The organism is Thermococcus sibiricus MM 739 (assembly GCF_000022545.1).
In the GTDB taxonomy this organism is placed as follows: domain Archaea; phylum Methanobacteriota_B; class Thermococci; order Thermococcales; family Thermococcaceae; genus Thermococcus_A; species Thermococcus_A sibiricus.
In genome coordinates this window covers 296,925-321,469 of the sequence record NC_012883.1, presented here as the reverse complement: position 1 = coordinate 321,469, position 24,545 = coordinate 296,925, and the positions used below count along the sequence as shown (strand labels likewise).

At 43.9% G+C, this 24,545-nt stretch carries 30 protein-coding genes; 11 read left to right on the top strand and 19 right to left on the bottom strand.

Annotated elements, in window-relative coordinates:
* Window positions 1–193 precede the first annotated feature (193 nt).
* The 11 genes from TSIB_RS01600 (at window position 194) to TSIB_RS01550 (ending at window position 14,276) form a co-directional block, all read left to right on the top strand.
* Window positions 194–1,717 (top strand): hypothetical protein, encoded by a 1,524-nt coding sequence (locus tag TSIB_RS01600; RefSeq protein ID WP_015848614.1) that lies wholly within the window; start codon window positions 194–196, stop codon window positions 1,715–1,717.
* Window positions 1,718–1,846: 129 nt separating this feature from the next.
* Window positions 1,847–3,562, top strand: coding sequence for a hypothetical protein (locus TSIB_RS01595; protein WP_148206145.1), 1,716 nt, complete (start codon window positions 1,847–1,849; stop codon window positions 3,560–3,562).
* Between the two features lie 118 nt (window positions 3,563–3,680).
* Window positions 3,681–4,817, top strand: a complete 1,137-nt coding sequence (locus TSIB_RS01590; RefSeq protein WP_015848612.1) for a CGP-CTERM sorting domain-containing protein — start codon at window positions 3,681–3,683, stop codon at window positions 4,815–4,817.
* Between the two features lie 41 nt (window positions 4,818–4,858).
* Window positions 4,859–6,334: a glycoside hydrolase 5 family protein gene (locus tag TSIB_RS01585; RefSeq protein WP_015848611.1), complete on the top strand. Its 1,476-nt coding sequence runs from the start codon at window positions 4,859–4,861 to the stop codon at window positions 6,332–6,334.
* Window positions 6,335–6,336: 2 nt separating this feature from the next.
* A complete protein-coding gene (gene bgaS / locus TSIB_RS01580; protein ID WP_015848610.1) occupies window positions 6,337–7,842 on the top strand; it encodes a beta-galactosidase BgaS in 1,506 nt (501 codons plus the stop codon).
* Window positions 7,839–8,054, top strand: a complete 216-nt coding sequence (locus TSIB_RS01575) for a hypothetical protein (protein ID WP_015848609.1) — start codon at window positions 7,839–7,841, stop codon at window positions 8,052–8,054. The genes bgaS and TSIB_RS01575 overlap by 4 nt, the downstream gene beginning before the upstream one ends.
* A 4-nt stretch (window positions 8,055–8,058) precedes the next feature.
* The gene (locus tag TSIB_RS01570) at window positions 8,059–8,547 is read left to right on the top strand and encodes a PIN domain-containing protein (protein ID WP_048160162.1); all 489 of its coding nucleotides are present in this window, start codon (window positions 8,059–8,061) and stop codon (window positions 8,545–8,547) included.
* A gap of 5 nt (window positions 8,548–8,552) precedes the next feature.
* Entirely contained in the window at window positions 8,553–9,512 is a 960-nt protein-coding gene (locus TSIB_RS01565) for a glycoside hydrolase family 16 protein (protein WP_015848607.1), read from the top strand.
* Window positions 9,513–9,551: 39 nt separating this feature from the next.
* Complete coding sequence (locus TSIB_RS01560; RefSeq protein ID WP_015848606.1) at window positions 9,552–12,728, top strand: hypothetical protein; 3,177 nt, start codon at window positions 9,552–9,554, stop codon at window positions 12,726–12,728.
* Between the two features lie 47 nt (window positions 12,729–12,775).
* Window positions 12,776–13,480: an SDR family oxidoreductase gene (locus TSIB_RS01555; RefSeq protein ID WP_015848605.1), complete on the top strand. Its 705-nt coding sequence runs from the start codon at window positions 12,776–12,778 to the stop codon at window positions 13,478–13,480.
* A 13-nt stretch (window positions 13,481–13,493) separates the two neighbouring features.
* Window positions 13,494–14,276 (top strand): SDR family oxidoreductase, encoded by a 783-nt coding sequence (locus tag TSIB_RS01550; RefSeq protein WP_015848604.1) that lies wholly within the window; start codon window positions 13,494–13,496, stop codon window positions 14,274–14,276.
* 119 nt (window positions 14,277–14,395) lie between these two features.
* Here the strand turns inward: TSIB_RS01550 and TSIB_RS01545 are convergent, their stop codons facing one another.
* The 19 genes from TSIB_RS01545 to TSIB_RS01455 form a co-directional block, all read right to left on the bottom strand.
* Window positions 14,396–14,647 carry a 50S ribosomal protein L14e gene (locus TSIB_RS01545; RefSeq protein ID WP_015848603.1) on the bottom strand — a complete coding sequence of 84 codons (252 nt, stop codon included), beginning with the start codon at window positions 14,645–14,647 and terminating at the stop codon, window positions 14,396–14,398.
* 14 nt (window positions 14,648–14,661) lie between these two features.
* On the bottom strand, window positions 14,662–15,243 hold the full coding sequence (gene cmk, locus TSIB_RS01540; RefSeq protein ID WP_015848602.1) for a (d)CMP kinase: 582 nt from the start codon (window positions 15,241–15,243) through the stop codon (window positions 14,662–14,664).
* Between the two features lie 26 nt (window positions 15,244–15,269).
* The gene (locus TSIB_RS01535; protein WP_015848601.1) at window positions 15,270–15,536 is read right to left on the bottom strand and encodes a 50S ribosomal protein L34e; all 267 of its coding nucleotides are present in this window, start codon (window positions 15,534–15,536) and stop codon (window positions 15,270–15,272) included.
* A gap of 47 nt (window positions 15,537–15,583) precedes the next feature.
* Window positions 15,584–16,111: a DUF106 domain-containing protein gene (locus tag TSIB_RS01530; RefSeq protein ID WP_015848600.1), complete on the bottom strand. Its 528-nt coding sequence runs from the start codon at window positions 16,109–16,111 to the stop codon at window positions 15,584–15,586.
* A complete protein-coding gene (locus tag TSIB_RS01525) occupies window positions 16,104–16,694 on the bottom strand; it encodes an adenylate kinase (protein WP_015848599.1) in 591 nt (196 codons plus the stop codon). Before TSIB_RS01525 ends, TSIB_RS01530 begins: the two co-directional genes overlap by 8 nt.
* A gap of 92 nt (window positions 16,695–16,786) precedes the next feature.
* Window positions 16,787–18,172: a preprotein translocase subunit SecY gene (secY, locus tag TSIB_RS01520; protein ID WP_015848598.1), complete on the bottom strand. Its 1,386-nt coding sequence runs from the start codon at window positions 18,170–18,172 to the stop codon at window positions 16,787–16,789.
* Window positions 18,173–18,205: 33 nt separating this feature from the next.
* Window positions 18,206–18,649: an uL15m family ribosomal protein gene (locus TSIB_RS01515; RefSeq protein ID WP_015848597.1), complete on the bottom strand. Its 444-nt coding sequence runs from the start codon at window positions 18,647–18,649 to the stop codon at window positions 18,206–18,208.
* 10 nt (window positions 18,650–18,659) lie between these two features.
* Complete coding sequence (locus TSIB_RS01510) at window positions 18,660–19,124, bottom strand: 50S ribosomal protein L30 (RefSeq protein ID WP_015848596.1); 465 nt, start codon at window positions 19,122–19,124, stop codon at window positions 18,660–18,662.
* Between the two features lie 11 nt (window positions 19,125–19,135).
* The gene (gene rpsE / locus TSIB_RS01505) at window positions 19,136–19,843 is read right to left on the bottom strand and encodes a 30S ribosomal protein S5 (protein ID WP_015848595.1); all 708 of its coding nucleotides are present in this window, start codon (window positions 19,841–19,843) and stop codon (window positions 19,136–19,138) included.
* A complete protein-coding gene (locus TSIB_RS01500; protein WP_015848594.1) occupies window positions 19,840–20,442 on the bottom strand; it encodes a 50S ribosomal protein L18 in 603 nt (200 codons plus the stop codon). The genes rpsE and TSIB_RS01500 overlap by 4 nt, the downstream gene beginning before the upstream one ends.
* A 5-nt stretch (window positions 20,443–20,447) precedes the next feature.
* Window positions 20,448–20,894, bottom strand: a complete 447-nt coding sequence (locus TSIB_RS01495; protein ID WP_015848593.1) for a 50S ribosomal protein L19e — start codon at window positions 20,892–20,894, stop codon at window positions 20,448–20,450.
* A 5-nt stretch (window positions 20,895–20,899) separates the two neighbouring features.
* Window positions 20,900–21,283: a 50S ribosomal protein L32e gene (locus tag TSIB_RS01490; protein WP_015848592.1), complete on the bottom strand. Its 384-nt coding sequence runs from the start codon at window positions 21,281–21,283 to the stop codon at window positions 20,900–20,902.
* Between the two features lie 10 nt (window positions 21,284–21,293).
* Entirely contained in the window at window positions 21,294–21,848 is a 555-nt protein-coding gene (locus tag TSIB_RS01485; RefSeq protein ID WP_048160161.1) for a 50S ribosomal protein L6, read from the bottom strand.
* A 10-nt stretch (window positions 21,849–21,858) separates the two neighbouring features.
* Window positions 21,859–22,251, bottom strand: a complete 393-nt coding sequence (locus TSIB_RS01480) for a 30S ribosomal protein S8 (RefSeq protein ID WP_015848590.1) — start codon at window positions 22,249–22,251, stop codon at window positions 21,859–21,861.
* A gap of 11 nt (window positions 22,252–22,262) precedes the next feature.
* Complete coding sequence (locus TSIB_RS01475; protein ID WP_048160160.1) at window positions 22,263–22,433, bottom strand: 30S ribosomal protein S14; 171 nt, start codon at window positions 22,431–22,433, stop codon at window positions 22,263–22,265.
* A gap of 2 nt (window positions 22,434–22,435) precedes the next feature.
* Window positions 22,436–22,987 carry a 50S ribosomal protein L5 gene (locus TSIB_RS01470; RefSeq protein WP_015848588.1) on the bottom strand — a complete coding sequence of 184 codons (552 nt, stop codon included), beginning with the start codon at window positions 22,985–22,987 and terminating at the stop codon, window positions 22,436–22,438.
* Between the two features lie 10 nt (window positions 22,988–22,997).
* Complete coding sequence (locus tag TSIB_RS01465; RefSeq protein WP_015848587.1) at window positions 22,998–23,744, bottom strand: 30S ribosomal protein S4e; 747 nt, start codon at window positions 23,742–23,744, stop codon at window positions 22,998–23,000.
* Between the two features lie 2 nt (window positions 23,745–23,746).
* The gene (rplX, locus tag TSIB_RS01460) at window positions 23,747–24,109 is read right to left on the bottom strand and encodes a 50S ribosomal protein L24 (protein ID WP_015848586.1); all 363 of its coding nucleotides are present in this window, start codon (window positions 24,107–24,109) and stop codon (window positions 23,747–23,749) included.
* Window positions 24,110–24,119: 10 nt separating this feature from the next.
* Window positions 24,120–24,545 carry a 50S ribosomal protein L14 gene (locus TSIB_RS01455; RefSeq protein WP_015848585.1) on the bottom strand — a complete coding sequence of 142 codons (426 nt, stop codon included), beginning with the start codon at window positions 24,543–24,545 and terminating at the stop codon, window positions 24,120–24,122.

The following is a 24,545-nucleotide window of genomic DNA, read 5'->3' as shown; positions in this document are numbered from 1 at the left end:
TTCCGAAACTAGTTATCAACTTTCTTTTTGAGTCGTTCATTCCCATACCCCCGAGTAAATTTTTAATATTCCCTACGGGACTATAGGGCTCATAACTTATAAATTTTTTCAAAATTATAATTCTGGTTCCTTAGTTATAGCTTTAGGTAAATCTTATATATAACTTCATCATAATGTATTTTGGTGATCATCAATGGCATTAAGAGGGAAACTGAAGCACTTAACTGGGGTCTTTTTGATATTGGTTCTACTTGGAGGATATGTTGCAGCAACTACTCTTTCCGAGATTAAGGAAGTAGCAAAGTCGTCAGAGCAGGGAGACATAACCCTTCAGTGGTCCCCAAGCAATCCTTGGCCGGGGCAGATTGTTCAGAGGAGTGATGGGACAACAATTTACATGGAACCTAACTTCTGGAACATAGCCAGCGGTGACGGCGAGAACTACATGAGGTTCATAAGCTCAGAAGATACAATAGCATTCTACGCAAACATGAGCAACATTGAAAGAACGTACACTGAAACTGCCCCAAGGTGGGACGGCAGCACTTCCCCCATAGACGCCCTGGCCACTCCAAACGTCATCTTCGTAGGAAGAGCACCAGCAGCATGGTGGGGTGACAAGCCACTCGTTGGAGGTTACGACTTCTTCAGCCTTCCTGTAAATGGGGCCGATGTGTCAACCCTCGGAGAAGTATGGGCCCGCGTTGACTTCGAAATGGCCAAAAGCGAAGAAACCCTTGCAAGAACCGGCTTAATAATGTGGTTTGAAAGCCCAGACTGGGATCCATACGGGACTGGCAAAGCCTGGCCCCTTGCAGAAGTCTACATAGCATTCCAAGATGATTTCTTCTACGATGATCATGAAAAGAACCTCCAGTACCCACCCGCAGACATAGGAACACTTACAGCTACGGTTTACGTAAACGGGGCCCCCAAAGAAGTGGAGTTTAAAGTCCAAAGAGCATGGAATGCAGACCACTTCGTCATTAAGTTCGTTCCAACAGAACCCATAACAACGGGAGGCTCAGTCACCCTGAACGTCACACCATTCGCTGAGAGATCAATACAAGCCATCGTGGATGACCCGTACTCCGACTGGACAGCAGACCAGATAACCTGGACTTCCATAGGTTTTGGAACCTACACCGGAAGCAACGGGAACAGCTTCGAGCTCGGATGGATCCTGAAAGAAGCTGGAGTATTTGAATCCCTAAAGGAGGCCCTCTTCTACAAGGTCAAAAACCTCTCGACCGAGGCAGAACCGGGAGATGTTGTCCTCCAGTGGACATCTGGTGACTACTGGGCTCCCCCCTACGACGACAATGGGGTAACAAGGCAGGTATGCACATGGCCAGGTCAACTGGTCACGAGAAGCGATAACACCACCCTCTGGGTTGAGCCTAACTTCTGGAACATAGCCGGTGGGGATGGCGAGAACTACATGAGGTTCATAAGTTCTGAGGATACAGTAGTATTCTATGTCAACATGACCAATATCCAAACACGGTACGGTGGGATAGCTTGGGCAACCCCAAACGTTGTCCTGGCCGGTAGGGTTCCTCCAAGCCTCAGCGGCGGGACTCCGCTTCCAAGAGCAGGAGGCTATGGGTGGTTTGACCTCCCAATGCCCGCCAAGGATAGAACGAACTATGCCAGCATACTGGCCAAGGTTGACTTTGAGCTCGTTAAGAGTGAGAACACCCTCGTAAGGCCATGATTCATGATGTGGTTTGAGAAGCAAGATGGTTACCAGCTCGCAGAGGTCTACATCTCATTCTTTGACGACTACGGTGGAATCGTGGGTGCCCAGTTCCCTCCTGCCGATGTCGGGAGCGTAACGCTCACCGTGCGCATCAATGGAGAAGCCAAAAACGTTACTTTCAGAGTGCAGAAGGCTTGGAACTGGAACAACTTTGCCTTTGACTTCATACCCGAGAAGCCACTCGCGACTTCAGGCGAGGTCATTGTTGACCTAAGGCCTGTCGTTGATAAGGTGGTTAAAGAGATAATCGCTGACGAGTACTCGGACTACACTGAGGGGGACATAATATGGAGCTCCTTAGCATTTGGAACCTACACCGGAAGCAACGGGAACAACTTCGAGCTCGGATGGATACTGTATGATGCCAGAGTCATCCAGCTCACCGCTCCCCCAACACCTGAAAAGAAACTTGAAGAGAAGCCAACCGAAGCTTCCAATATTTTCACAGTGCTTGGTTTCTATTACTATTTCAACTACCAAAGGGACTTGAACAAATACATGATCCTTAAAGAAAATCTCTCGTCTCTTAATGACAACTTAACTGCAATTGCCCAGACCCTAAAGGAGCTCGGAGAGAAAGAATACTCCGAGGCCTCTAGAATATCCGGAGGGGCGGTCTACACCCAAGCAGGCAATCTTAGAGTGTTTGTCCACTTAAGAAAGGCCTTCCTGTTCATGAGAGCAGCCAAGGAGGTCAGTGAGTATTCCCTGAAATACCATTCCCTCTTGAAAGAATACGAGTCACTTCTTTTAGAGGCACAATATTTGAACATTGAACCTGAACTCATTGAAAAAGCTGAGGAACTCAAAACTCAGGCTGAGAATGAATATATGAACGCCATCTCATATCCAAAAGGCGATTTAAAAGTGGTAAAATACATTAAAAACGCCTATTGGTTGATCAAAGAGGCCACCGAAGAGTTAGAAGAGAATGTGATCTTCTCAACAAAGTTCAAGGAATTTTGGAGCATAGCTTCCACCAAGGGGCCGGGTGACATTCAGTTCACTTGGTGGGATCAGTGGCTTGAGGAACCAATCCAGTTAAGTGATGGTAGAACCGTCTGGATGCAAACCAACTTCTGGAACATCATTGGTGGCCAAGGAGAAGTCTTCATGCGTTATATCCACAGAACAGACGAGTTCGCCTTCTACGTTAACCTAGAGAAGGTTGAGACACAGTGGGGCGGAATAGCCTGGGCAACTCCAGAAGTCATCTTCGCTGGAAGATCACCTGCAGTATGGTGGGGAGGCAAGCCTAAGGTGGGAGGCTACGGATTCTTCGACCTTCCGCTCAAGGCCAGTGAAATCAACAACTACGATAGTATATGGGTCAAGGTGGATTACAACGTGACAAAGAGGAGCGATACACTGGTGAGGTTTGGCATTGGCATATGGTTCGAGAACATCGAAGGATGGCCCGCGGCAGAGGTTTACATCCCCTTCTTCGATGACTTTGGAGGACTAGTTCTCAGTGACAAAGAGAACCTCGGGGAGGTCACGACCACCATGGTAATCAATGGAAGAGCTACCCAAGCCAGCTTTACACTCCAGAGAGGCTGGAATCCGGGCAACTGGTGGAGCTTTGAGTTCATACCTGAAGACCCAGTACCTTCAGGAGAGGTCTACATAGACGTAAAGCCACTAGTGGCTGAGATCGCCAAAATCATCGGGAAAGAAAACACTTGGGTGTCAATGGCAGTTGGCTCTTACAGCGGCAGTAAAGGCACAGGCTTCCAGTACGGATGGATAATCCATGACGTCAGGGTAGTTAAGCCCGAGGATGTTCCGTCAATTGGCTGACTCCATTTTTTCTTTAATTTCTATCATTTTACCATTGAGTTATTATAATTTATGTAGTATTCTATAATTTTGAAAAAGTTTATATGTAATGGGTGCAATTTATAAGTGGTGATTCCCCATGAGTGAAACTCTCAAAAAGCTACTGGGAGTATTTATGGTATTGGCGGTTTTCGCCGGGATGGCAACAGCCGCCAGCCTTGAGGATATAAAGGCTGTGGCTTCAACTGCAGAGGAAGGAGAGATCCAATTCACTTGGTGGGATCAGTGGCTTGAGGAACCAATCCAGTTAAGTGATGGTAGAACCGTCTGGATGCAAACCAACTTCTGGAACATCATTGGTGGCCAAGGAGAAGTCTTTATGAGGTTTGTCAAAGCAACCGAAGATTTCGCCTTCTACGTTAACCTCGAGAACGTTGAGACACAGTGGGGCGGGATAGCTTGGGCAACTCCAGAGGTTATAATAGACGGAAGAGCACCTGCCCAGTGGTGGGGGGATAAAGCACCTGTCGGGGGCTATGATTACCTTCAGCTTCCGCTTCCAGCCTCAGAGCTCTCCAGCTATGATAGCATGTGGGTGAAGGTTAAGTATGACGTGTCCAAGAGAGATGACACCTTGGTAAGGTTCGGGATAAACATATGGTTCGAAGACCCAGCCACTGGAGCTCCAATCGGAGAAATATATGTGCCATTCTTTGACGACTTCGGAGGAATTGTTGGTGATGTAACGGAAATTGGTGAGGTAACCTCAACAGTAATCATAAACGGAGAACTTAATACTAATGCAAAGTTTACTGTTCAAAGGGCTCTTTCCGGAGGCGGATGGGGTGTACTACTCTTCATGCCACAGGAGCCACTTCCAACTTCTGGAGAGGTGGTTATTGATATCAAACCCATGATAGACAAGGTCGTTGAACAGCTTTTCGACTTCTTCGGTATGCCGGTGGAGAACCAGCAATGGACGTCAATTTCAATAGGCTCCTACAGCGGAAGCGAGGGGACAAGCTTCGAATACGGATGGATAATTTACGACGCAACTGTGCTTTCCCCAAGCGAAGCACCAAAGATCATCAAGACAACCCAGACCGTTACTGAAACAAAGACCATAACCGAAACCAAAACGACTACCAAGACCGAAAAAGTCACAGAGACACTCACTGAGACCGAGACAGTCACCGAAAGCGCTGGAGGAATTTGTGGTCCAGCAGCTCTTTTGGGACTAGTAATGATTCCGCTGGTACTAAGGAGGAAACTTTAGCTTTCTATTTTTAAATTTTATTTTAATTTTAAAGGGGGTATGTGAATTTGAGAAAAGCAGTTTATGGCATGATCCTCGGAGTAATCCTGATTTCCACATTATTCCTAGGATGTCTTGGAGGAAACCAAACTACTTCCACCTCTAAAACTACTGAAAAAACCACTACTACTTATATAGAAACTTCAACCACGACAACTCAAAGCGAAGAGAGAATAAAACCCCAAGTGGAGTTTCCGGAAGGATATTCCAAGTTTGGAGGATGGAAGGAATTGAGGGTTGAAAGCTCAGGTTACTTTAGAGTAGAAGTTATAAACGGAAAATACTGGCTTGTTGATCCTGAAGGTTATGTTTTTGTATCTAAAGGTGTAAACGCAATAAATTACCTCGGAGATCATTCACCCGCACTTGGTTACTCTCCTTACTATCTTAATGTCCTTAGAAAATACGGGAGTATAGAAGGGTGGATTAACACCACAACCAGAAGGTTCGTTGAGTGGGGTTTCAATACTGTTGGCGCTTGGTCTTCTCCTGAACTTTATGTAATGCTTCCTTACACTCTCCTTCTTGATATAGGAGCAAGTTACGGTTTTAACTGGGAAAGTGGAGCCATGCCAGATATATTCGAGAAAGATTTTGAAGAGTACGTAAAAAAGGCAGTCTCCTTTAAAGTCGCTCCCCTCAAGGATGATCCTTTGATAATAGGATATTTTACAGATAATGAACTGCGTTGGGGTCCGGACTGGAGATCCGGCAATCATCTTTTGGACGATTTCATAAAACTTCCCCCAGACGCTCCCGGAAAACGAGTAGCAGTGGATGTCATAAAAGATATTTTCAATGGGGATATCTCCAAGCTAAACGAAGAGCTTAAAACAAGTTATACATCTTTTGATGATTTGCTTAACTACACTGGGAAGCTCCCATCGAGTGCTCCATTTAATGAGGCTAGACGGGAGTTTGCAAGACGGTATGCGGAAAGGTACTTTAGTGTAGTTACAAAAGCTATACGGGAAGTTGATCCAAACCATCTCATATTGGGAGTAAGATTCGCAGTAGCTCCATTCATCAGGCCACCAGATGTCGTTTTTGAAGTTGCAGGGAAATATGTTGATGTAATATCCCTCAACCTCTATAACTTTGAGGTGGCTCCAAAAGAGTACCTTGACCACATTCATAACATCACGGGAAGACCTATAATGATAACGGAATTCTCTTTTAGGGCTATGGATTCTGGTCTTCCAAACACAAGAGGAGCAGGAATAACAGTTCAAACTCAAAAAGAGAGGGCTGAATATACGAGAAAATTCATAGAGAGCTTCATGAAGCTCCCATACGCAGTCGGCTATCACTGGTTCAAGTGGTCAGACCAGCCCAAGGAAGGCCGCTTTGATGGAGAGAACAGCAACTATGGACTTGTAAACATTAAAGATGAGCCTTACGAGGAGATGGTAATCATGTTCGAAGAGTTAAATAGGAAACTTGAGGAGATACATCTCACTGGTTATGAGGGGGATTGAAGATGGAAAAAGAGTTTCTTTGGGGAGTTGCTCAGTCCGGTTTCCAGTTCGAAATGGGGGATAGATTCAATAGACACCTAGACATAAGAAGTGATTGGTGGAAATGGGTTAGGGATCCCACCAATCTAAAAAAAGGACTTGTAAGTGGAGATTTGCCCGAAGAAGGTATAAATAACTACGAACTTTATCCTATCGATCATCTCCTTGCAAAGAAGCTTGGGGCTAATGCCTACTCCCTCAACCTAGAATGGAGCAGAATATTCCCATGTGCAACCTATGGAATTGACGTCGACTACGAGCTTGATAGTAACGGGCTGATTAAAGAGGTTAAAATCACCAAAGAAGTCCTTGAAGAACTTAACAATATTGCAAACATTGAGGAAGTTGAGCACTACATGAGTGTTCTCTCAAACCTGAAGAAGATGGGATTCAAAGTGTTTATAACCATTGTCCATTATACACATCCTCTATGGCTACATGATCCAATAGAATCTAGGGAAACCAACCTAAAAAACGAAAGAAACGGATGGGTAAACCAACGCTCCATAATAGAGTTCACAAAGTTTGCAGCTTACCTTGCCTACAAGTTTGGGCATCTTGTGGACATGTGGACAACATTCAACGAGCCTATGGTAATGGTTGAGCTTGGTTACCTAGCTCCGTATTCGGGATTTCCCCCGGGAGTCATAAGTCCAGAAAACGCAAAGAAGGCAATTATTAACATAATAAACGCTCACGCAAGGGCCTATGAAGCAATAAAGAATTTCTCAAAAGCGCCTGTTGGAATAATCGCGAACAACGTGGGAACATCTTACCCCAAAGACCCTAACAACCCCAAGGACGTTAAAGCAGCTGAAATGGTCGACTTCTTCCACAGTGGACTTCTGCTTAAAGCACTGACCGAGGGAGAGCTAAATGCTGAATTTGATATGGAAACAATGTTGAAGGTACCCCATTTAAAGCGGCTCGACTGGATAGGCATGACATACTATTCGAGGGAGGTTATTACCCATTCAGAACCTAAGTTCAAGGAAATCCCAATCACGGCTTTCAAGGGAGTACCTGGCTATGGTTACTCTTGCCCACCAAATGAATCATCCTTAGATGGACACCCCGTAAGCGACATTGGATGGGAGGTTTATCCAGAAGGAATATACAACAGCATAAAGGCTGCATCGTCCTATGGAAAGCCCATATATATAATGGAAAACGGGATCGCCGATTCCAAAGATCTTTTGAGACCCTACTTCATAGCATCGCATATAGATTACATAGAAAAGGCCATCGAAGAGGGCTTTGATGTCCGGGGCTACTTCCACTGGGCTCTGACGGACAATTACGAGTGGGCCATGGGCTTCAGGATGAGATTTGGTCTTTATGTAGTCGATATGATAACAAAAGAGAGAATTCCTCGGAAAGAAAGTGTTGGTGTGTACAGAGAGATCATAGAGAATGATGGCATAACAGATAGGATTAGAAAAGAATACCTCAGGGGTGATATGATATGAAGACCATAGCAGTTGATGAAGAAACCTGGAACACAATAAAGAAGCTCAAAGCAAAGCTCGACGCAAAGTCCTATGACCAGGTGCTCAGAATACTTTTGGAGACATGGCACACTGCCAATCTGGGCAAAAAAATCGAAAAAATAAGTCTTGATGATGAAGAAAGTGAGAAAGCCCTCGACATACTTAAAAAATTGAAAGAGTGGGAGGAATAACCCCATGACACTGCCAAATAGAATAGTGTTTGACAGCTCTACACTCCTAAGGATGCACACAAAGAGAAATAGGCCTCTTTTGGAGTTCGCAATGATGAAATTTAGTATCTTTGTCCCCCAAATCAGCGTGTACGAATACCTTCTCGCAAAGGCGTTCCTTGGAAAATCCCCTGAATACGAAATGGGATTGCTAAAGGAGATATATAGCATTGTCCCGCTGGAAGATGAAATCATCGTTAAAGCCGCATTGATAACCAATAAACTCCTGAAAAACAGACAGAAAATGCCCTCTTCCGAGATTCTCGTGGGTGTTACAGCAATTTTAAAAGACGGCCTTCTTATAACGGAGCATCCTGAAGCTTATAACCCTCTCAGAAAGTATGGATTGGATGTTATAAGTACAGAGAAGTTTATAGAAGAACTCAACGAGCTCATTGTGAAATTCTCTGAAGAAACTTCCCGAGCCAATGTCAAAGAGCCTGCGAGGGGGTAATTTAAATGGATAAAAGAAGCTTTGGACTTTTAGTGCTCGTGGTTGTGTTCGTAGGCTTTATTGGTGGGTGCATAGAGGGAGGGAATACCCCAACAAAGACTTTCTCAACATCTCCGGCGGAGTCGGTCACAAAAAGCCCATCAACTCAGACAAATTCAACAACGGAAACCACATATATCACCAAAACAATAGAGGAAAACGGTAGAACATGGGAACTCATATGGTACGATGACTTCGAAGGGGAAAAAGTGAATGAAAATTATTGGACATTTGAGATAGGGAACGGCCACGCATACGGAATTCCCGGATGGGGAAATTACGAGCTTGAATACTACTCCCCCAACAACACGAGAATCGAGAACGGAACCCTCGTGATAGAGGCCAGAAAGGAGTGGGTTACAGATGAATACGGAACTTACATGTACACCTCCTCAAGACTCAAAACCCAGGGTAAAGTTGAAGTTGAGCCCCCCGCAAGGATTGAAGCAAAAATGAAACTCCCAAATGGAAAAGGACTCTGGCCGGCATTCTGGATGCTTGGAACAAACATTGGTGAAGTAGGCTGGCCTCAGTGTGGGGAGATAGATATAATGGAGTTCGTCGGTCATGAACCTAGAACTGTGCACGGTACCGTCCATGGGCCGGGTTATTCTGGAGGCAGATCAATAACAAACAGCTACACGCTTCCTGAAGGTGTTCCCGACTTTACAGAAGACTTCCATGTCTTTACCATAGAGTGGTTCCCCGACAGGATAGAGTGGTACGTCGATGGTAAACTCTACCATGTGGTCACAAAGGAGCAAGTGGAGACTATGGATAATGAATGGGTCTTCGACAAGCCTTTCTATATAATCATCAACCTGGCCGTAGGGGGCAATTGGCCTGGAGTACCAAATGCAAGAACTAAGTTCCCCGCAAGGATGTATGTGGATTACGTGAGGGTTTACCGGCTTGTTGAGAACTAATTCTTCTCTAATCTTTCTATCTACAAGGAGTGATGAGAAATGACACCATATGGCTTCGACGAGAAAGGCAGGTTTTTTATGGAGAACTATAACTATTCCAAGCCATTCGCAAGCTTTCTGCCTGGCATAGCCGGAAAAAGGGGTATACCTCTCTGGGTATTCTACGTTAACAGGGCACAGTGTATAAGCTCCTTTGGTATACAAGACAAAGATCATCCAATAATGGAGTTTGAGTCTGCCGTTAAGGCCTATCAGAGAGTGAGAACTCACGGATTCAGGACATTCATAAAACTGCCGGAGGAAGGGTCCTTCTACGAGCCTTTCACTCCCAATGAACATGCCACCCAGAGGATGTACATTGGGCGGAACGAGCTTGAGATCGAGGAACTCAACAAGGACCTCGGGTTAAAAATCAACATCCTTTATTACACCATCCCAGGGGAGAGGATTCCGGCCCTCGTTAGGAAAGTCACAATAGAAAATATTTCTACTACCACCAAAAGGATTGAAGTGCTTGACGGCATGTCCACTATTGTTCCTTACGGCGTAAACGACTACGTCCTAAAGTACATGCTCACAACGATAAAGGCTTGGATGGAAGTTCACAACCTCGAAAAGGGGATGCCCTTCTTCAAGCTCAGATCCTCAACAGAAGATGTCCCAAAGGTGGAGGAACTAACTGAGGGTACATTCTATATCTCCCTTGTAAACAGAGACGGAAAGAGCGAACTTGTGAGGCCTATAGTTGACCCTGATCTTGTTTTTGGTAGTGATACATCTATGCTCCGGCCCGAAAACTTCATCAACAGGCCGTTAAGCGAGCTTGTCAAGGCGAGACAGATAACCTTTAACAAACTCCCCTCGGCATTCTCCCCCATTGAGCTCCAACTCAAACCGGGAGAGGATGTTAAACTTTACTCTGTAATCGGCTACGTGCCCCATATAGCAATGCTCGAAGGCTACGCAAAGAATTTTGCCGACAAAAGGTACCTTGAGCAGAAATATGCCGAGGGAAATGCGATAATAGATGAGATAGTAAATGATATATCAACGAGAACCTCCCTAAGGCTTTTTGATGAATACGCCAAGCAGTGTTACCTCGATAACATCCTTCGGGGTGGGTATCCACTTGTCCTTGAAGAGGAAAGGCCCTTTGTCTACTACCTCTACCTGAGGAAACACGGCGACCAGGAGAGGGATTACAACTACTTCGCCCTCACCCCCGAGTACTATTCGACTGGAAACGGTGCTTACAGAGATGTTAATCAGAACAGGCGGGAGAACGTTTTCTTTCATCCCGAGATAAGGAACTATGACATAAGGTTTTTCATGAACCTCATACAGGCAGACGGTTACAATCCGCTCATTATTAATGGTGTGAAATATCGCCTTAAGGTTCAAAATTCCGACTTCCTTAAAGAGCTCGTTGAGAATCCTGAACCGCTTACCGAGTTCTTAAAGGAACCCTTCACACCAGGAAGGCTGATTATGTTCCTTGACGACAGTGGGATTAAGCTTAAAGTATCCGAAGAGGAGTTCCTCAGGCAAATCCTTAAACACTGCGAGGAAGAGATCGACGCCGTCCACGGTGAAGGCTACTGGTGCGATCATTGGACATATAACTTAGACCTAATAGAAAGCTACTTGGGAATATACCCTGACAAAAAGAAGGAGCTTCTCTTTGAAGACTATAGTTACACATACTACGATAATTCAATGGTTGTCCTCCCGAGGAGCAAAAGGTATGTTGTTGAGAAGGGAAAGGTAAGGCAGTATAACTCTCTTGTGGAGGATAAAGAGAAGAAGGCACTAATAGACTCAAGGAAAGAGCATAAGCACATAATGAGAGCAGGAAGGAGAGAAGAAATATATAGGACAAATCTCATTACCAAACTCCTTAACCTAGCCCTCATTAAATTCGCAACGCTTGATCCAGCGGGAATTGGAATAGAGATGGAGGCAGGGAAGCCTGGATGGTACGATGCCCTCAATGGACTTCCAGGACTCTTTGGATCCTCAGTGGGAGAAAGTGCTGAGCTGGTAAGGCTCTTTGATCTCATAATTGAAGCCTTTGAGGAGTTCCCCGATGAAGAGCTAAGAATCCCCGTGGAGATCTGGGATCTTTACAGTGGGGAACTCAAGTTTATCGAGGAATACAACCAGAGGAATGACGAAAAGAAGGATCACTGGCTCTGGGATAATCTCTCAAAACTGCGCGAGGAGTACAGGGAGAGGACAAAACTCGGGTTCAATGGCAAGGAGATAAAAGTGAGGACAGGAAAACTTCTTGAGGGCCTAAGAAGACTCCGTAACAAGCTATGGGTCGGTCTCGAGCAAGCCATGGAAGAGAACAATGGCCTACTTCCGATGTACTTCTACTACGAGCCCGTAGAATACAAACTTGGAGAAGACGGGGAAGTAAAGATCTTAAGGTTCGAGAGAAAGAGCATGCCCCTTTTCCTTGAGGGTATCGTCAAGCAGTTCAGAGTTTTCAAGAATAGGGAGCTTTTAAGGAGAGTTTACAGGAATGTCAAAGAGAGCGACCTTTACGACAGAAAGCTGAGGATGTACAAGCTCAACGCCCCCCTGAAAGACCAACCAATAGAAATCGGCAGGGCGAGGGCGTTCACCCCCGGATGGCTAGAAAATGAGTCCATTTGGCTCCACATGGAATACAAGTACATGCTTGAGCTTATAAAGAGTAAGGTTTACGACGAGTTCTATCAGGACTTCAAGCACGTTATCATTGCCTTCCTTGACCCGGCAGTCTATGGAAGAAGCCCCCTCGAAAATTCCTCGTTCATAGTCAGTAGCGCCTACCCCGACGAGTCCCTCCATGGAACAGGCTTCGTTGCAAGACTTACAGGTGCCAACGCCGAGTTCCTCAGCATATGGAAAAACATGTTCGTGGGCGATAAACCCTTTAGTTTGGAAAACGGAGAACTGACCCTTACCTTTAAGCCCGCCCTCCCAGAAGGGCTGTTTGATGAAGAAGGAAATGTGAGTTTCAACTTCCTCGGAAAGTGTAGAGTCACCTACCACAACCCGGGCAGAAAAGACACCTGGAAGCTCGACCTTAACAAGGCAAGAACCGTTCTACACCTGAAGGACGGTAAAAGCGTTGAGGTCAAAGGGAACGCTCTAAAGGGGGAGCTCGCCCTAATGGTCAGGGAGGGCAAAGTTAAGGATATAGATGTTTACCTTCCATCTGATTGAACATTTCGTTTTTTCATTTATCCTATTGTTTTGAAGGAGGTGTAAATATGAAGGTTGCTGTGATAACAGGGGCATCTCGCGGTATAGGGGAAGCTATTGCCAGAGCTCTGGCCAGAGACGGCTACGCCCTTGCACTTGGTGCTAGGAGCGTTGATAGGCTGGAAAAAATTGCCCACGAGCTGATGCAGGAGCAGGGTGTGGAAGTATTTTATCACCACCTCGACGTTTCAAAGGCAGAGAGCGTGGAAGAGTTTTCAAAGAAAGTCCTCGAACGCTTTGGAGACGTTGACGTTGTTGTTGCAAACGCCGGTTTAGGCTATTTTAAACGGCTTGAAGAACTGAGCGAAGAGGAGTTCCACGAGATGATAGAGGTTAACCTCCTCGGCGTCTGGAGAACCTTAAAGGCCTTCCTTGACAGCTTGAAGAGAACCGGCGGTTTGGCACTTGTGACAACCTCCGACGTATCGGCAAGGCTCATTCCCTACGGAGGGGGCTACGTCTCAACCAAGTGGGCTGCCAGGGCCCTCGTCAGGACTTTCCAGATCGAGAACCCAGACGTGAGGTTCTTTGAACTCAGGCCCGGGGCTGTTGACACGTACTTTGGAGGAAGTAAGCCAGGAAAACCCAAGGAGAAAGGCTACCTGAAGCCGGATGAAATAGCAGAAGCCGTCAGGTGCCTGCTGAAACTCCCCAAAGACGTCAGAGTCGAGGAGCTTATGCTACGCTCCGTCTACCAGAGACCAGAATACTGAGGGGGGAGAATTTATGAGCATCTACAACCTTGAGGAGAAGGTTGCAATAGTTACGGGTGGAGGACAGGGCATAGGCGCCGCCATAGCCCAGCTGTTCGCCCAAAACGGTGCTAAAGTTGTCATAGCGGAGATAGACGAGGAGGCTGGCAGAGAGAGGGAGGAAATGCTGAGAAAAGAGGGCTTTGACGTTACCTTCATAAAGACTGACGTTGCCGACGAAGAATCTGTAAAGAACATGGTCAAAAAAACCGTGGAACTCTACGGGGGAGTCGACATACTCGTGAACAATGCGGCCATAATGTCCGTGAAAAGCATATTCGAGAGAACCCTTGAGGAGTGGGAGCGTGTCATAAGGGTGAACCTCACCGGGCCGTACATCTGCTCCCGCTATGCGGCCGAAGAGATGATAAAGAGGGGAGGAGGAGTCATAATAAACATCGCCAGCACGAGGGCCTTCATGTCTGAGCCTGACACCGAGCCTTACTCGGCATCCAAGGGCGGCTTGGTGGCTTTAACTCATTCCCTCGCCATAAGCCTTGCAAAGTACAGAATAAGGGTCGTCTGCGTGAGCCCCGGGTGGATAGAAACTTCAAGGTGGAAGAAGTCACGGCTAAGAAAGGAGCCAAACCTAAGGCCGATTGACCATGAGCAGCACCCCGTAGGAAGGGTCGGGGATCCAATGGACATAGCCCACATATGCGCCTTTTTGGCCGATTCCGAAAAAGCCGGCTTTATAACAGGTGTGAACTTCGTTGTGGACGGTGGAATGACCATTAAAATGATATACGCCGAGTAATGATGTCCCTTTTCTATTTTTTGCTTAATAAAGCTCCCAAATTTGACAAGACATCGCAGGCAGAAGCTTAAGAAAAGAAAGGTTGCAAAGTGAAAAGAGAATGAACAAATCGCTCAAGATCACTCAAGACTTATTCCAGCTTGTTCAAGAGCGGCCTTGACAGCCTCGTCGTCAGCACCGCGCTCGATGTTAATCTTCTCCGGAAGGGGCTCAAGGTGCTTTATGTTCATCCTTCTCCTCTTCACCTTGTTCAAACCAGCGCCTGTAACGAGGACAAAGTTCTTGTCAATTATGTCAACAACAACCACTTTTTGTCCGGCTCTCCTTCCGGCAATAACTACAGCTAACCTCCCAATATCAATTGCTGGCATTTCATTCCACCTCCTTAACTTTTGTTGCCCGGGTTTGCACCCGACCCCGCGTCACCGTCGGGGTATAGGTGGTCGATGGCGGCCTTCACAATCGCGAAGACCCCATCAGGACCCCATTTGAAAGTATTAATCACTAAATCATAAATTGAACGGTCGTTAATATCGATTCCATATAGGTTTAAATATCTTTTTCTGTTTTGCATTTCCCTCTCGGCAATTTGCATGAATGCCTCTTCAATACTTATGCCTTCCCTTCTGGCCACTCGCTGAGCTCTTACTTGAATTGGTGCTTCAAGCCATACCTTTAAATCAGCCTCTTTCACCATCCAGCCAGCTAAACGACCTTCAATAACAACATTACAATCTTCTGCGGCCTCTATTTGTCTCCTATCCACCTCTCTATCGATTTCAGGATGCATTTCTGCATACTCTTGAAATTGTTGTAGGCTCATTCCCATTTCTTTTGCCATTTGACGAAATATTAAACCTGCATATATGTGTTTAAATCCATAATACCTAGATAAGTTTCTACAGAGAGTCGTTGTCCCACTTCCTGCCAAACCACTCACTGTGATTACTAGGCATTTTCTTGACATATAGCATCCCTTTATTTAACCTAACCTTATAAAGTAGCCCTTGCTTGTGCTTTCATAATCCTGCGCATGCAGCTTGGGCAAAGGTTTGGCATTGGTCTTTCAGGCCTTTTCTTTGTTTTAGGCAACTTTCTGAGTTCATTGGGCCTTCCTCTAGGAATCCCATTAAGGGGTCTTCCACACATTGCACAGTGTGCTACTTTTGGCTTTTTTCTCTCAAAGTGTATTACAGTTCTCCCTCCGGGAGTCCTAACGTATTTCCTTCTCCATGATCTTGATCTGTGCATTGTCTTCATACCTCTCCACCTCGCTTAGCTTTTTTGTGCAACATTTTTAAATTTAACTAATATGAATCTAAGAGCTTTCTTAAAACTTGCCCAACAATCATTGAAGTCAAGATGTACCAACCAATGTAGCCAAGTTCGTTGGCTGGAAGAGCAGAATGATAGAACCTATGGAACCAATCAAAGAGGAAAAAGTTAAATGGTGACTTCACGATTGCAGTCTCAACATACCATCTTCTCATCCAGCCAGAGAATATGAAAAATATCGGCATTGTAAAGAGCATCGGTTTGAACATCGAGTCCTTCATAACCTCATTTTGAAGCTTTAGTAACTCCATTTGCTTTTGTTGTAATTTTCTTAGTTTCTTTTCATCCTTTGCCTGTTGAGCAGCTTTCCACTCTTTTTGGAACTCTTTGCTCATCTTTTGAAGTTTTTTCATTTTCTCTTGGTCAATTAAAAAGTGATTTACTAGTGTGAAAAATCCACCAAGTATGGCACCAGAGAGGGTTACTACCCACAGTGGATGAGCATTCATGACCAAAGGCCCAAATAATTTATCCAAAGCCAAATAAACTCCCTCAAGCATCTTCATTCACCGCCAAATCAAGTATTTTTACCAATTCATTAACAGCTTCTTCTAAACCTTTGTCTTCATGATTTTCAATTATCTTTATAAGTGCATTGGAATGCATCGCATAACTGATTGTAGCAGCCCTATTTAAATCTTGGTGTCTTTGAATTTGATCCTCTGTTTCAACATCTCTATCTCTTTTTAAATCTCTCAAACGCCTACCCAGTATCTCACTCGGATTAGCTTCTATTATAACCATAAACCTCGGATTTATGACTTCAATTACCTCTCTTGGAAAACCTAACATATACCCTAAAGGAGTCTTAATTGTAGCATGCGTATCGAGCAACACAGGTTCTTTTTGAGATATTTCAAGAATTCTCTGGGCAGCTTTCAATTGTAATTCTCTTTGAACCTTCAAACTTAATTTCCTCACTTCATCCCTGTGAGAAACCCAACCTGCTTTTACTGCTTCTTGAAACATTATATCTCCAAAGTTAACAACTCTAAATTTTGCTCTAGTCCTCTGCAATGCCAATCGTGTGATCGTGCTCTTTCCTACCCCCGGAATACCTGTAATAACCACCACAAACGGCATTTTATATCACCTTAATAAAAACTCGCACTCCAAACACTACAAAGAAAAATTGGTTTATAAGGTTTTTCAGGAATAAGATAGAGAAGAAGAAATCATCCAAAAAATCTACGCAATGCTGGAAACATCTCACTTGCTTGTTCTCTTGCTATTTCTTCGTAGAACCTGTAGAGAATACCAACCGTAAGCAATATGCCTGTTCCAGTTCCCAATGCACCTAGAAAATCTGCAAGCACTGCTACAACTGCCAATGTAAAAGCTCCCCAAAAGGTAACGTAAGGGATATATCTCTGAAGAACCCTTTCAAGTATTCTCGGATCTCTTCTAAATCCTGGTATCTGTAGTCCAGCTCTTTGAAGTTGCCTTGCAATACTCCTTGCATCAAGTCCTGTGAGTTCAACCCAAAGGAATCCAAAGATCAAAGCAAAGAATATTGTTAATATAGCGTAAACCAAAGCCCTCACTGGATCGGCCATGACACTGAATATATCCCTAGGGGGCAACACGTATCTGACAAATCCTGAAACTACCGCACCACTCTCATCAAACCTTCCAAGTAGGGGGTAACCTATTCTTTGGAGGAGTCTGGCCCAGAGTTGTATGTTGGCATAAAGAGCAAATGTCAAAATGATTGGAATGTTGCTCACATACATAAACCTAATTGGGTACCTTCCCCTTACAGTTACCCTTCCATAGCTGAGGGGAATCTCAACCCGCATACTTTCTAAATACACCACTATAAGGAATATTACTATAGTGGCTAGAACACTAACCATATCTGGCATTCCTCTTCTATAAAGGGCCCCCAAAAGATCGCCTTGGATTATATGTTGGATAAAAGCAGGTATAGCACCGATTATTGCAGGCTCTCCTGTTAACGGATCAAGGGCCGCACTAGTCGTAAGGGGATTAAGAGAGAGAGTCAGGATTGTTTGGGAGACTCCAGCAGCAATGAATAAACTTATACCACTCCCAATTCCCCATTTGCTTACAAGTTCATCCATGATCATGATCATTATTCCACCAAAAGCTAATTGGAGTACTAAAAGCAGTTTAATTGCAATTGCTGGATTTCCAAAAGCTCCTGCAAATACATATACTCCTGCTTCAAAGAAACACATGAAAACTGCAAAAACTTTCTGAAGTGCTTGATAAAATCTTCTATCCTCTGGATTTGACAAGTCCAATCTTATTATTTCCGAACCGACTAACAGTTGCATGATAATCCCAGCAGTTACTATGGGTCCAATACCTAATGTCAAGAGACTGCCGTTTCTACCTGCAAGAACCACTCTCAAAGTTTGAAAGTAATCTTGGACCTCTGCTGGTATACCGAAAAGAGGAATCTCAGCCATGACAAAATATAATAATAATGCAACTCCAGTCCATGCAAATTTCTCTTTTAATGCTACATGTCTCTTTGGTCGATCAATTTCTGGAAATGCATGCTCCACTTTATAGATTAAATCCCTTGCTCCCATAGATTACACCTCAAAAATATTAATAATTAAAAATCAAGCAAGGAGGGCCTCTCCCCCAGCTTGAACAATTTTTTCTTCAGCTTTAGGAGAGAATGCCCTCGCTTTAATAACGAGAGGCTTAGTTATTTTTCCACTTCCAAGGACTTTATCTGCAAATTGAGTGGTGTCAACGACTATTTTTCCTTCTTCCTCGTAGGCAATGCCGAGTTGCATAAATTCATCTAAGTGCTCATCTATAAATCTGAGGTTAACTGCCATTACCTCATTTTGGGCCTCAACTGGTCTCTTAAATCCTCTCTTACCCAAGTGCTCTGGCATGTATTTGATGACCCAAGTCCACTTTGTCTTCTTCCTCTTTCCTGTTCCCGCCATTCCTTTACCGCCTTTGTGCCCACTGCCACGGTGTTTCTTCTTACAACCCCATCCATGAGTGTGGGAACCACGAAGTTTTCTCACTTTTCTTTTTCTCCTAATCATCTCGCACACCTCATAACATTCTCTCTATAAGCTCATTTATTGCTTCCCCTCTATAGCCTAAAGATCCGCCTTCTTTGAAACTCCTCTTCTTGTTTCTAAAGCCGCCCCTTGGTGGGTGCATTCTGAAAACTGGCTTGAGGCCCGGTAAGTCACTAAGTGTCATTTCCCCTGCAATCACTTTTTCTGCAAATTCTTTGATAGTCATTCCAAGTTTCTCCTGCACGTATTCTTCAGTCACACGTCTATTTCCTGAGAGTCTCCCTCTTCTCTCAATGAGTTTTGCTAGAGTTTCAGCGTTTATTTCACCCCAAGTTATGTAGTCTTTGACTCTCTGGATCATTCCATTATATGAAGGACTTTCATCAATTATCACAAGATGATTTACTTTATGGAGCCTAAGCATGGCCAAAGTATCCTTCACAGGTCTCTTTACGTTCACTCTACCTCTTACCCTAATCAATGCAAATTTTGACATCTTAGTTCACCTCACAGCTCAAAGTTCTGTGGCATCTCCTTACCCACAACTATACCATACCGTTCAGCCATTTCAGGCTTTACAGCGACACTGTTAGTGTTGTAGAGAGCCTCAAAAACTGCTTTTGCAAAGTTAACCGTAGTTCTTGTCTCCCCAAGGGTTTGAGACCAAGCATCTTTGACCCCTGCTAGAGTAAGTATCTTTTTACCAACGTCACCAATCACAAGTCCGAGTCCTCTTGGTCCTGGCATGAGTTTGACCTTCACACTACTGCTTTTACCTTCAACAGCAAACGGGATTGAATGAGGCCTTCTACATCTGCATTCCCATGAACCACATCCTCTTTTGATCTCAATTATGTTCATCTTAGCGTAATTTATTGCTTTCCTTATTGCTATTCCAACTTCCTTTCCGTGGCCAATGCCAAGTCCTACATATCCGTCTCTGTTACCAACGACTGCCAATACCCTAAATCTGACTCTTCTACCGCTATCTGTCATTCTCACTGTTAGGGCAATATCAATTACTTCTTGGTTCTCTCTTGAGTTAACCTCTGGAAGGAGCACATCAACTATTTCTGGCTCCTTTATTTGGTATCCTTTTCTGAAAATCTCATGAATGTCAGTGATCTGTCCTTCTTTAACTAGCATACCAAGTTTTGTTTTAGGTTGCCATTCCTCTAAAACTCTTTGAGCGTATTCCTTCCATTCTTGACTCATGCTCTCACCTTCTCAAATTTCTCAATGATTCTCGCTTTAACTTCTTCAAAGTGTTCAGGAAGCTTTTCAGGTTCAAGTCCCTTAACAAGATATCCCCCAAACTGCTTTTTGTAGTTCTCGTCATCTTCTTTGAGCATTTTTGCATACTCGGCTATGTGTTTCCCATTTATCCTCTCTTCTCCAGGGTAAATTTCTTCACTATGAGGAACATTAAGACCAGCGTCAACTGCTCCTTTAAGCACTGCAAATATGCTTGAACCCTTTGTTGGCGGATGAAGCCCTATATCAAGTATAGCCTCCTCTATACCCTTTTCAAGAGCTTTGTACCCAATTAGTAGTCCAAGGAGATAAGCACTTGGAGTGTTTCCACCATGTCCCTTCCACCCAAAGTCTCTCATAAGCTCTCTTGTATGAGCTGAGACAACTGTTTTATCTCCTTCTGGAGCGTAAAGGACTATTTGTGCAACATGATGGTTAAGTGTCTTCCTCACAACTAATCTAGGCTTGCCTGATTTAAGAAGTGCAAGCCTCTTGTGATAGTTAGTCTTACCTTCTCTCCTTCTTCTGAATGGAACCCTATATCTTGGTCCGTGAGCCATTTATATCACCTCTTTAATATCCCTCTCTCTTCCATGAACAAGTAAAGCTGGTGCTTGCTCTTAAACTGACCGCCTTTAGCCCTTATGTAAAGGCTGCGGTATATGTGTTCATCAATCTTTTTCTCAGCTTTGAGCTTTCTAAGCTCCTTTCTTAGCGCTCTGATCGTCATTATCCATCTCTCTTTTCTACCCATTCTGGCAGTTTTCTTACCTTTTCTATTTCCATGACCCCTGTGCCTGCCTTTTTTCTTTGCTTCTTGTCTAATTTTTGCTCTATATCTGCTTTGTCCTTTAAGGAGCTTTTTCTTGATCACGCCCTCATTTATCAATCTTCTAATATCTTCTCTAGTAATTGCGGATTTAACGTCTTCGATCCTCTCAGGGTCTATCCAAACCCTATTCTCGCCACATTTTAACAATTCAGCAGCAATTCTTCTCTGCATCTTAAGCATGATTCTCACCTCGCGTTGAGCACCTTAATACCTAATTCTCTAGCCCTCTCAATTATCATGATTCTCTTTTTCTTTCCGACAGTGGCTGCAATTCTAGCTGCTTGTCTTTTTGAGTCAATAAGCTCAAGATCCTTAACATTGTAAACAAGTACCTCCTCATACCCACTGGGGTGAAGTCCTCTAACAGCCTTTGGTGAGCTCCATCCAATACTTGGTGACCTTGCTTTGCCCTTTAGCTTAACTCTCATCTTACTATCTGTTCCTTTTGGTTTCCGCCACTTAGGATCATTTTTGAACTTTGGAAATCTCCACCATTCCTGTCTAAGGAACTTAGGTTTTTTTCTCTTGATTTTGGCCCTTATTTTCAACAGTCTCACTTTTTCATTCATTTCTCACACCTCAGAACTTTATAGACTTACCAGCTTTTTCTACAATGTAAATACCATCTTGGAATACTCTCCTATCTTTCCCAACCACCTTGGTTGCTTGCTCAATATTTGCTGCAGTTTGACCTACCTTTTCTTTATCTATACCCTCTACTAGGAGTTCTCCTCCCATGACTTTTACTGTAACCCCTGGGAGTATTTCAGCAATCCTCGGAGCTTTTTCACCAAGGAAGTTTTCAATGTATACTTTGTCACCTTGGACCTTTACTGTTATTGGGAAGTGGCTATAAACCACTTTTAGTCTGTAGGTAAACCCATCGGTGACTCCTTTAATCATGTTTGCTATATGGGCTCTGAATGTTCTTGCAATTGCTATGTCATTTCTCCTTGGGAAGCCCTTGTAGATAACAACTTTATTGTCCTCGGTAAAAAGTTTAAACCCTGGATAGCTAAGTTCACGATCAATTTCTCCTTTTGGTCCTTTCACTTTCACAAGGTTACCTTCTATTTCGACTGTGATTCCTTCTGGAATTTTAACTTCTTCCCTCACCCATGCATCAACTGGCATTTTTCTCACCTCAGTAGACATAGGCTATTAGTCTTCCACCAATGCCCTTTTCTAGGGCCTCCTTGTGAGTCATAACCCCTTGAGAGGTTGATACTACCAATATACCGAATTCAAACGCGGGTAGAAATCTTTTCTCCCATTTCTCGTATTCTTTAGCTTTTACTGAGAATCTTGGTTTTATTGCACCTGCTTTATTGACTTTTCCTAAAAGCTGGACTCTGTAAATACCAGCCCTTCCATCATCAATAAATTCAAATTCTCCAATGTACCCATTTTCTTGCATGACTCTTAGTACTTCACCAATAAGCTTTGAAGCTGGTTTTATGTACACTTCGCTCTTACCCACTTTCTCGCTATTTGTGATATGTGACAATGCATTTGCCAAGGGATCTAATAAAGTCATCTCATCTCACCTCAGTCATATTTCTTAAATCCTAATTTTGGAGCTATCTCTCTAAAGCAGTGCCTGCATAGCATCAATCCATGTATCCTAATTATTGGTCCGAATTGGCCACATCTAACGCATCTTCTCGCACCTTTACCAAATTTTCTGAGCTTTCTCTTATTGTAATCAGCCTTTGCCATTCTCATCCCTCCACAATTTGAACTCCAAATTCTTCTTGCATGAAAATTATTCCCTCTTCCTTAGTGAGCTTGTGTTTTGTTGGAATATGGTGTCTTCTTCTCTTTCTTATGGCAATTCTGTGACCTGGTCTTTCTAATGTTACACATACATCCATGCCGAATATACCAATCTCTGGATCATACTCGACTCCTGGTATGTTTATGTGCTCATCGATTCCAAAACAGACGTTTCCATGCTCATCAAAGCTCGAAATCTTAATTCTGTTGTCAACAGCAGCCAATAATCTCTTCAATAAGTCAGAAGCTTTTTTTCCTCTAAGGGTCACCTTAAGGGCTATTGGTTCTCCTCTCCTAATCCCAAAGTCCCTGTTAGTTTTTTTTGCCTTTCTTCTTATTGGTTTCTGCCCTACAAATGTCTCCAGCATTTTCTCTGCCTTTGTTAATCTCTCCCCACTCTCACCAACACCAATGTTTATAGTGACTTTTTCAATTCTCGGCTTTCTCATAGGATGAGCTTCCCAATCAGCTAGGATTGCCTCTCTGTTAGCTACCATTTTTTTCACCTCACGGTAATGAAATCCTTGGCTCTTCTTTACCCAAAACAAACGCATAATCCTTAAGTGTATCAAAGAGCTCTCCATCTCTGTCTTCAATTGTAACCACGTCTGGCCATCCACCTGGGAAGTGTCTCACTTCAACTATCTTCCCTACTCTTGCAACGTTTTTACCTTGGACAACAAACACAAACGCACCCACTTCAAATGGTACTACTTCCACTATTTCTCTCTCTGGAACCTTTACTAGAACAGTGTCTGCAGTTCTAAATGAATCCTTGGTTTCATCTGTAAGTGAACTGAGCTTAACCAAGTGGTTTGTACCATCATGGAAATTAAGTTGTAAGTTACCGCCTTTTACCATCCTTTTATTGCTTATTCTAAGAGGCTTTAATTTGGCTTCTTCTTCAGTTATTGGGTGGAGGATCAATTTTCCAATTCTGTTTGGAAGAACCCTGTAGTGCTCTCCAGTCTCAGGAATGGACACAACGTCCATTATACCTACTGGGAACTTATAGTCCTTCCTAACTCTCCCGTCCACAAGTACCTTTTCCTCATTCAGGACTTTCCTAACCTCTCTTCCTGTCTTTGCATAACCCAAGTAGTCCCTAATTATGTAAATGAGGGGTATCGAAGTCCTCATGTCATGTGGACCCGGAGATGGCCTAACTGCCCACTTAAAGACTTTTCTCTCAATATACCATTGGGTTGGAGCAGCAAGTCTCTTAAGGTGTCTCTTAGCACCTTTCCTCGCCATGTTCAAGCCCTCCTCTCAATTATTTTCTTTCTTCTCTCATCTTCAAGATTTAGATCAACAATCATAACGTTCGATGGATGGATAGGGTAGAACACTTCGGTTCCACTTACCTTCTTCATTGTTGCTCCCTCAACATGAACTCTGTATCTCTTAAGATCTACTTCCACCACTTTTCCTTCATGACCTTTGAAGTCTCCTCTGAGTACCTTTACCTTATCACCGCTCCTTATTGGTAAACTCCTAATCCCATATTTTTGTCTTAGTTCTACCGATAGGGGGGCACTAACTATTTTGTGCCTTAAATGAAGAGGAGCATTGTACAAAAACTTCCTCTGCTTCCTAGGTTGTTTACTCTTCAATTTCATCTATCTCACCTCACAATATTATGCTCGCAATACTTCCAACTCTAACCCACTTTTCAGCTGCCTCCCTTGCCACAGGCCCTCTAATTTCAGTTCCTCTTGGAACACCTTCAGGAGTTGTTATGATTGCCGCATTATCTTCAAACTTGACCCTCATTCCATCAAGCCTCTTGTATTCCTTTCTTTGCCTAACTATAACTGCTCTAACAACTTGGTGTCTTATATCTGGCCTTCCTTTCTTGACTGTTGCGATTACCATATCTCCAACACCCGCTGAGGCTAGTCTTCTTCTAACGCCTTTGTAACCAACTACCCCAATAACTTGAATGACCTTTGCTCCAGAGTTATCTGCTACATTAAGGTAAGCTCCGATAGGAAGAGCTCGTGTTGGTCTCACAGGGGATACGCCTCTTGTAGCACCAGCACCCTTCTTTGCCAT

What these genes read in the sequence shown, in the direction of transcription:
- TSIB_RS01600 (WP_015848614.1), top strand. Translation starts at nt 194, where the DNA reads ATGGCATTAAGAGGGAAACTGAAGCACTTAACTGGGGTCTTTTTGATA.
- TSIB_RS01590 (WP_015848612.1), top strand. Translation starts at nt 3,681, where the DNA reads ATGAGTGAAACTCTCAAAAAGCTACTGGGAGTATTTATGGTATTGGCG.
- bgaS (WP_015848610.1), top strand. Translation starts at nt 6,337, where the DNA reads ATGGAAAAAGAGTTTCTTTGGGGAGTTGCTCAGTCCGGTTTCCAGTTC.
- TSIB_RS01575 (WP_015848609.1), top strand. Translation starts at nt 7,839, where the DNA reads ATGAAGACCATAGCAGTTGATGAAGAAACCTGGAACACAATAAAGAAG.
- TSIB_RS01570 (WP_048160162.1), top strand. Translation starts at nt 8,059, where the DNA reads ATGACACTGCCAAATAGAATAGTGTTTGACAGCTCTACACTCCTAAGG.
- TSIB_RS01565 (WP_015848607.1), top strand. Translation starts at nt 8,553, where the DNA reads ATGGATAAAAGAAGCTTTGGACTTTTAGTGCTCGTGGTTGTGTTCGTA.
- TSIB_RS01560 (WP_015848606.1), top strand. Translation starts at nt 9,552, where the DNA reads ATGACACCATATGGCTTCGACGAGAAAGGCAGGTTTTTTATGGAGAAC.
- TSIB_RS01555 (WP_015848605.1), top strand. Translation starts at nt 12,776, where the DNA reads ATGAAGGTTGCTGTGATAACAGGGGCATCTCGCGGTATAGGGGAAGCT.
- TSIB_RS01550 (WP_015848604.1), top strand. Translation starts at nt 13,494, where the DNA reads ATGAGCATCTACAACCTTGAGGAGAAGGTTGCAATAGTTACGGGTGGA.
- TSIB_RS01545 (WP_015848603.1), bottom strand. Translation starts at nt 14,647, where the DNA reads ATGCCAGCAATTGATATTGGGAGGTTAGCTGTAGTTATTGCCGGAAGG.
- cmk (WP_015848602.1), bottom strand. Translation starts at nt 15,243, where the DNA reads ATGTCAAGAAAATGCCTAGTAATCACAGTGAGTGGTTTGGCAGGAAGT.
- TSIB_RS01535 (WP_015848601.1), bottom strand. Translation starts at nt 15,536, where the DNA reads ATGAAGACAATGCACAGATCAAGATCATGGAGAAGGAAATACGTTAGG.
- TSIB_RS01530 (WP_015848600.1), bottom strand. Translation starts at nt 16,111, where the DNA reads ATGCTTGAGGGAGTTTATTTGGCTTTGGATAAATTATTTGGGCCTTTG.
- TSIB_RS01525 (WP_015848599.1), bottom strand. Translation starts at nt 16,694, where the DNA reads ATGCCGTTTGTGGTGGTTATTACAGGTATTCCGGGGGTAGGAAAGAGC.
- secY (WP_015848598.1), bottom strand. Translation starts at nt 18,172, where the DNA reads ATGGGAGCAAGGGATTTAATCTATAAAGTGGAGCATGCATTTCCAGAA.
- TSIB_RS01515 (WP_015848597.1), bottom strand. Translation starts at nt 18,649, where the DNA reads ATGATTAGGAGAAAAAGAAAAGTGAGAAAACTTCGTGGTTCCCACACT.
- TSIB_RS01510 (WP_015848596.1), bottom strand. Translation starts at nt 19,124, where the DNA reads ATGTCAAAATTTGCATTGATTAGGGTAAGAGGTAGAGTGAACGTAAAG.
- rpsE (WP_015848595.1), bottom strand. Translation starts at nt 19,843, where the DNA reads ATGAGTCAAGAATGGAAGGAATACGCTCAAAGAGTTTTAGAGGAATGG.
- TSIB_RS01500 (WP_015848594.1), bottom strand. Translation starts at nt 20,442, where the DNA reads ATGGCTCACGGACCAAGATATAGGGTTCCATTCAGAAGAAGGAGAGAA.
- TSIB_RS01495 (WP_015848593.1), bottom strand. Translation starts at nt 20,894, where the DNA reads ATGCTTAAGATGCAGAGAAGAATTGCTGCTGAATTGTTAAAATGTGGC.
- TSIB_RS01490 (WP_015848592.1), bottom strand. Translation starts at nt 21,283, where the DNA reads ATGAATGAAAAAGTGAGACTGTTGAAAATAAGGGCCAAAATCAAGAGA.
- TSIB_RS01485 (WP_048160161.1), bottom strand. Translation starts at nt 21,848, where the DNA reads ATGCCAGTTGATGCATGGGTGAGGGAAGAAGTTAAAATTCCAGAAGGA.
- TSIB_RS01480 (WP_015848590.1), bottom strand. Translation starts at nt 22,251, where the DNA reads ATGACTTTATTAGATCCCTTGGCAAATGCATTGTCACATATCACAAAT.
- TSIB_RS01475 (WP_048160160.1), bottom strand. Translation starts at nt 22,433, where the DNA reads ATGGCAAAGGCTGATTACAATAAGAGAAAGCTCAGAAAATTTGGTAAA.
- TSIB_RS01470 (WP_015848588.1), bottom strand. Translation starts at nt 22,987, where the DNA reads ATGGTAGCTAACAGAGAGGCAATCCTAGCTGATTGGGAAGCTCATCCT.
- TSIB_RS01465 (WP_015848587.1), bottom strand. Translation starts at nt 23,744, where the DNA reads ATGGCGAGGAAAGGTGCTAAGAGACACCTTAAGAGACTTGCTGCTCCA.
- rplX (WP_015848586.1), bottom strand. Translation starts at nt 24,109, where the DNA reads ATGAAATTGAAGAGTAAACAACCTAGGAAGCAGAGGAAGTTTTTGTAC.
- TSIB_RS01455 (WP_015848585.1), bottom strand. Translation starts at nt 24,545, where the DNA reads ATGGCAAAGAAGGGTGCTGGTGCTACAAGAGGCGTATCCCCTGTGAGA.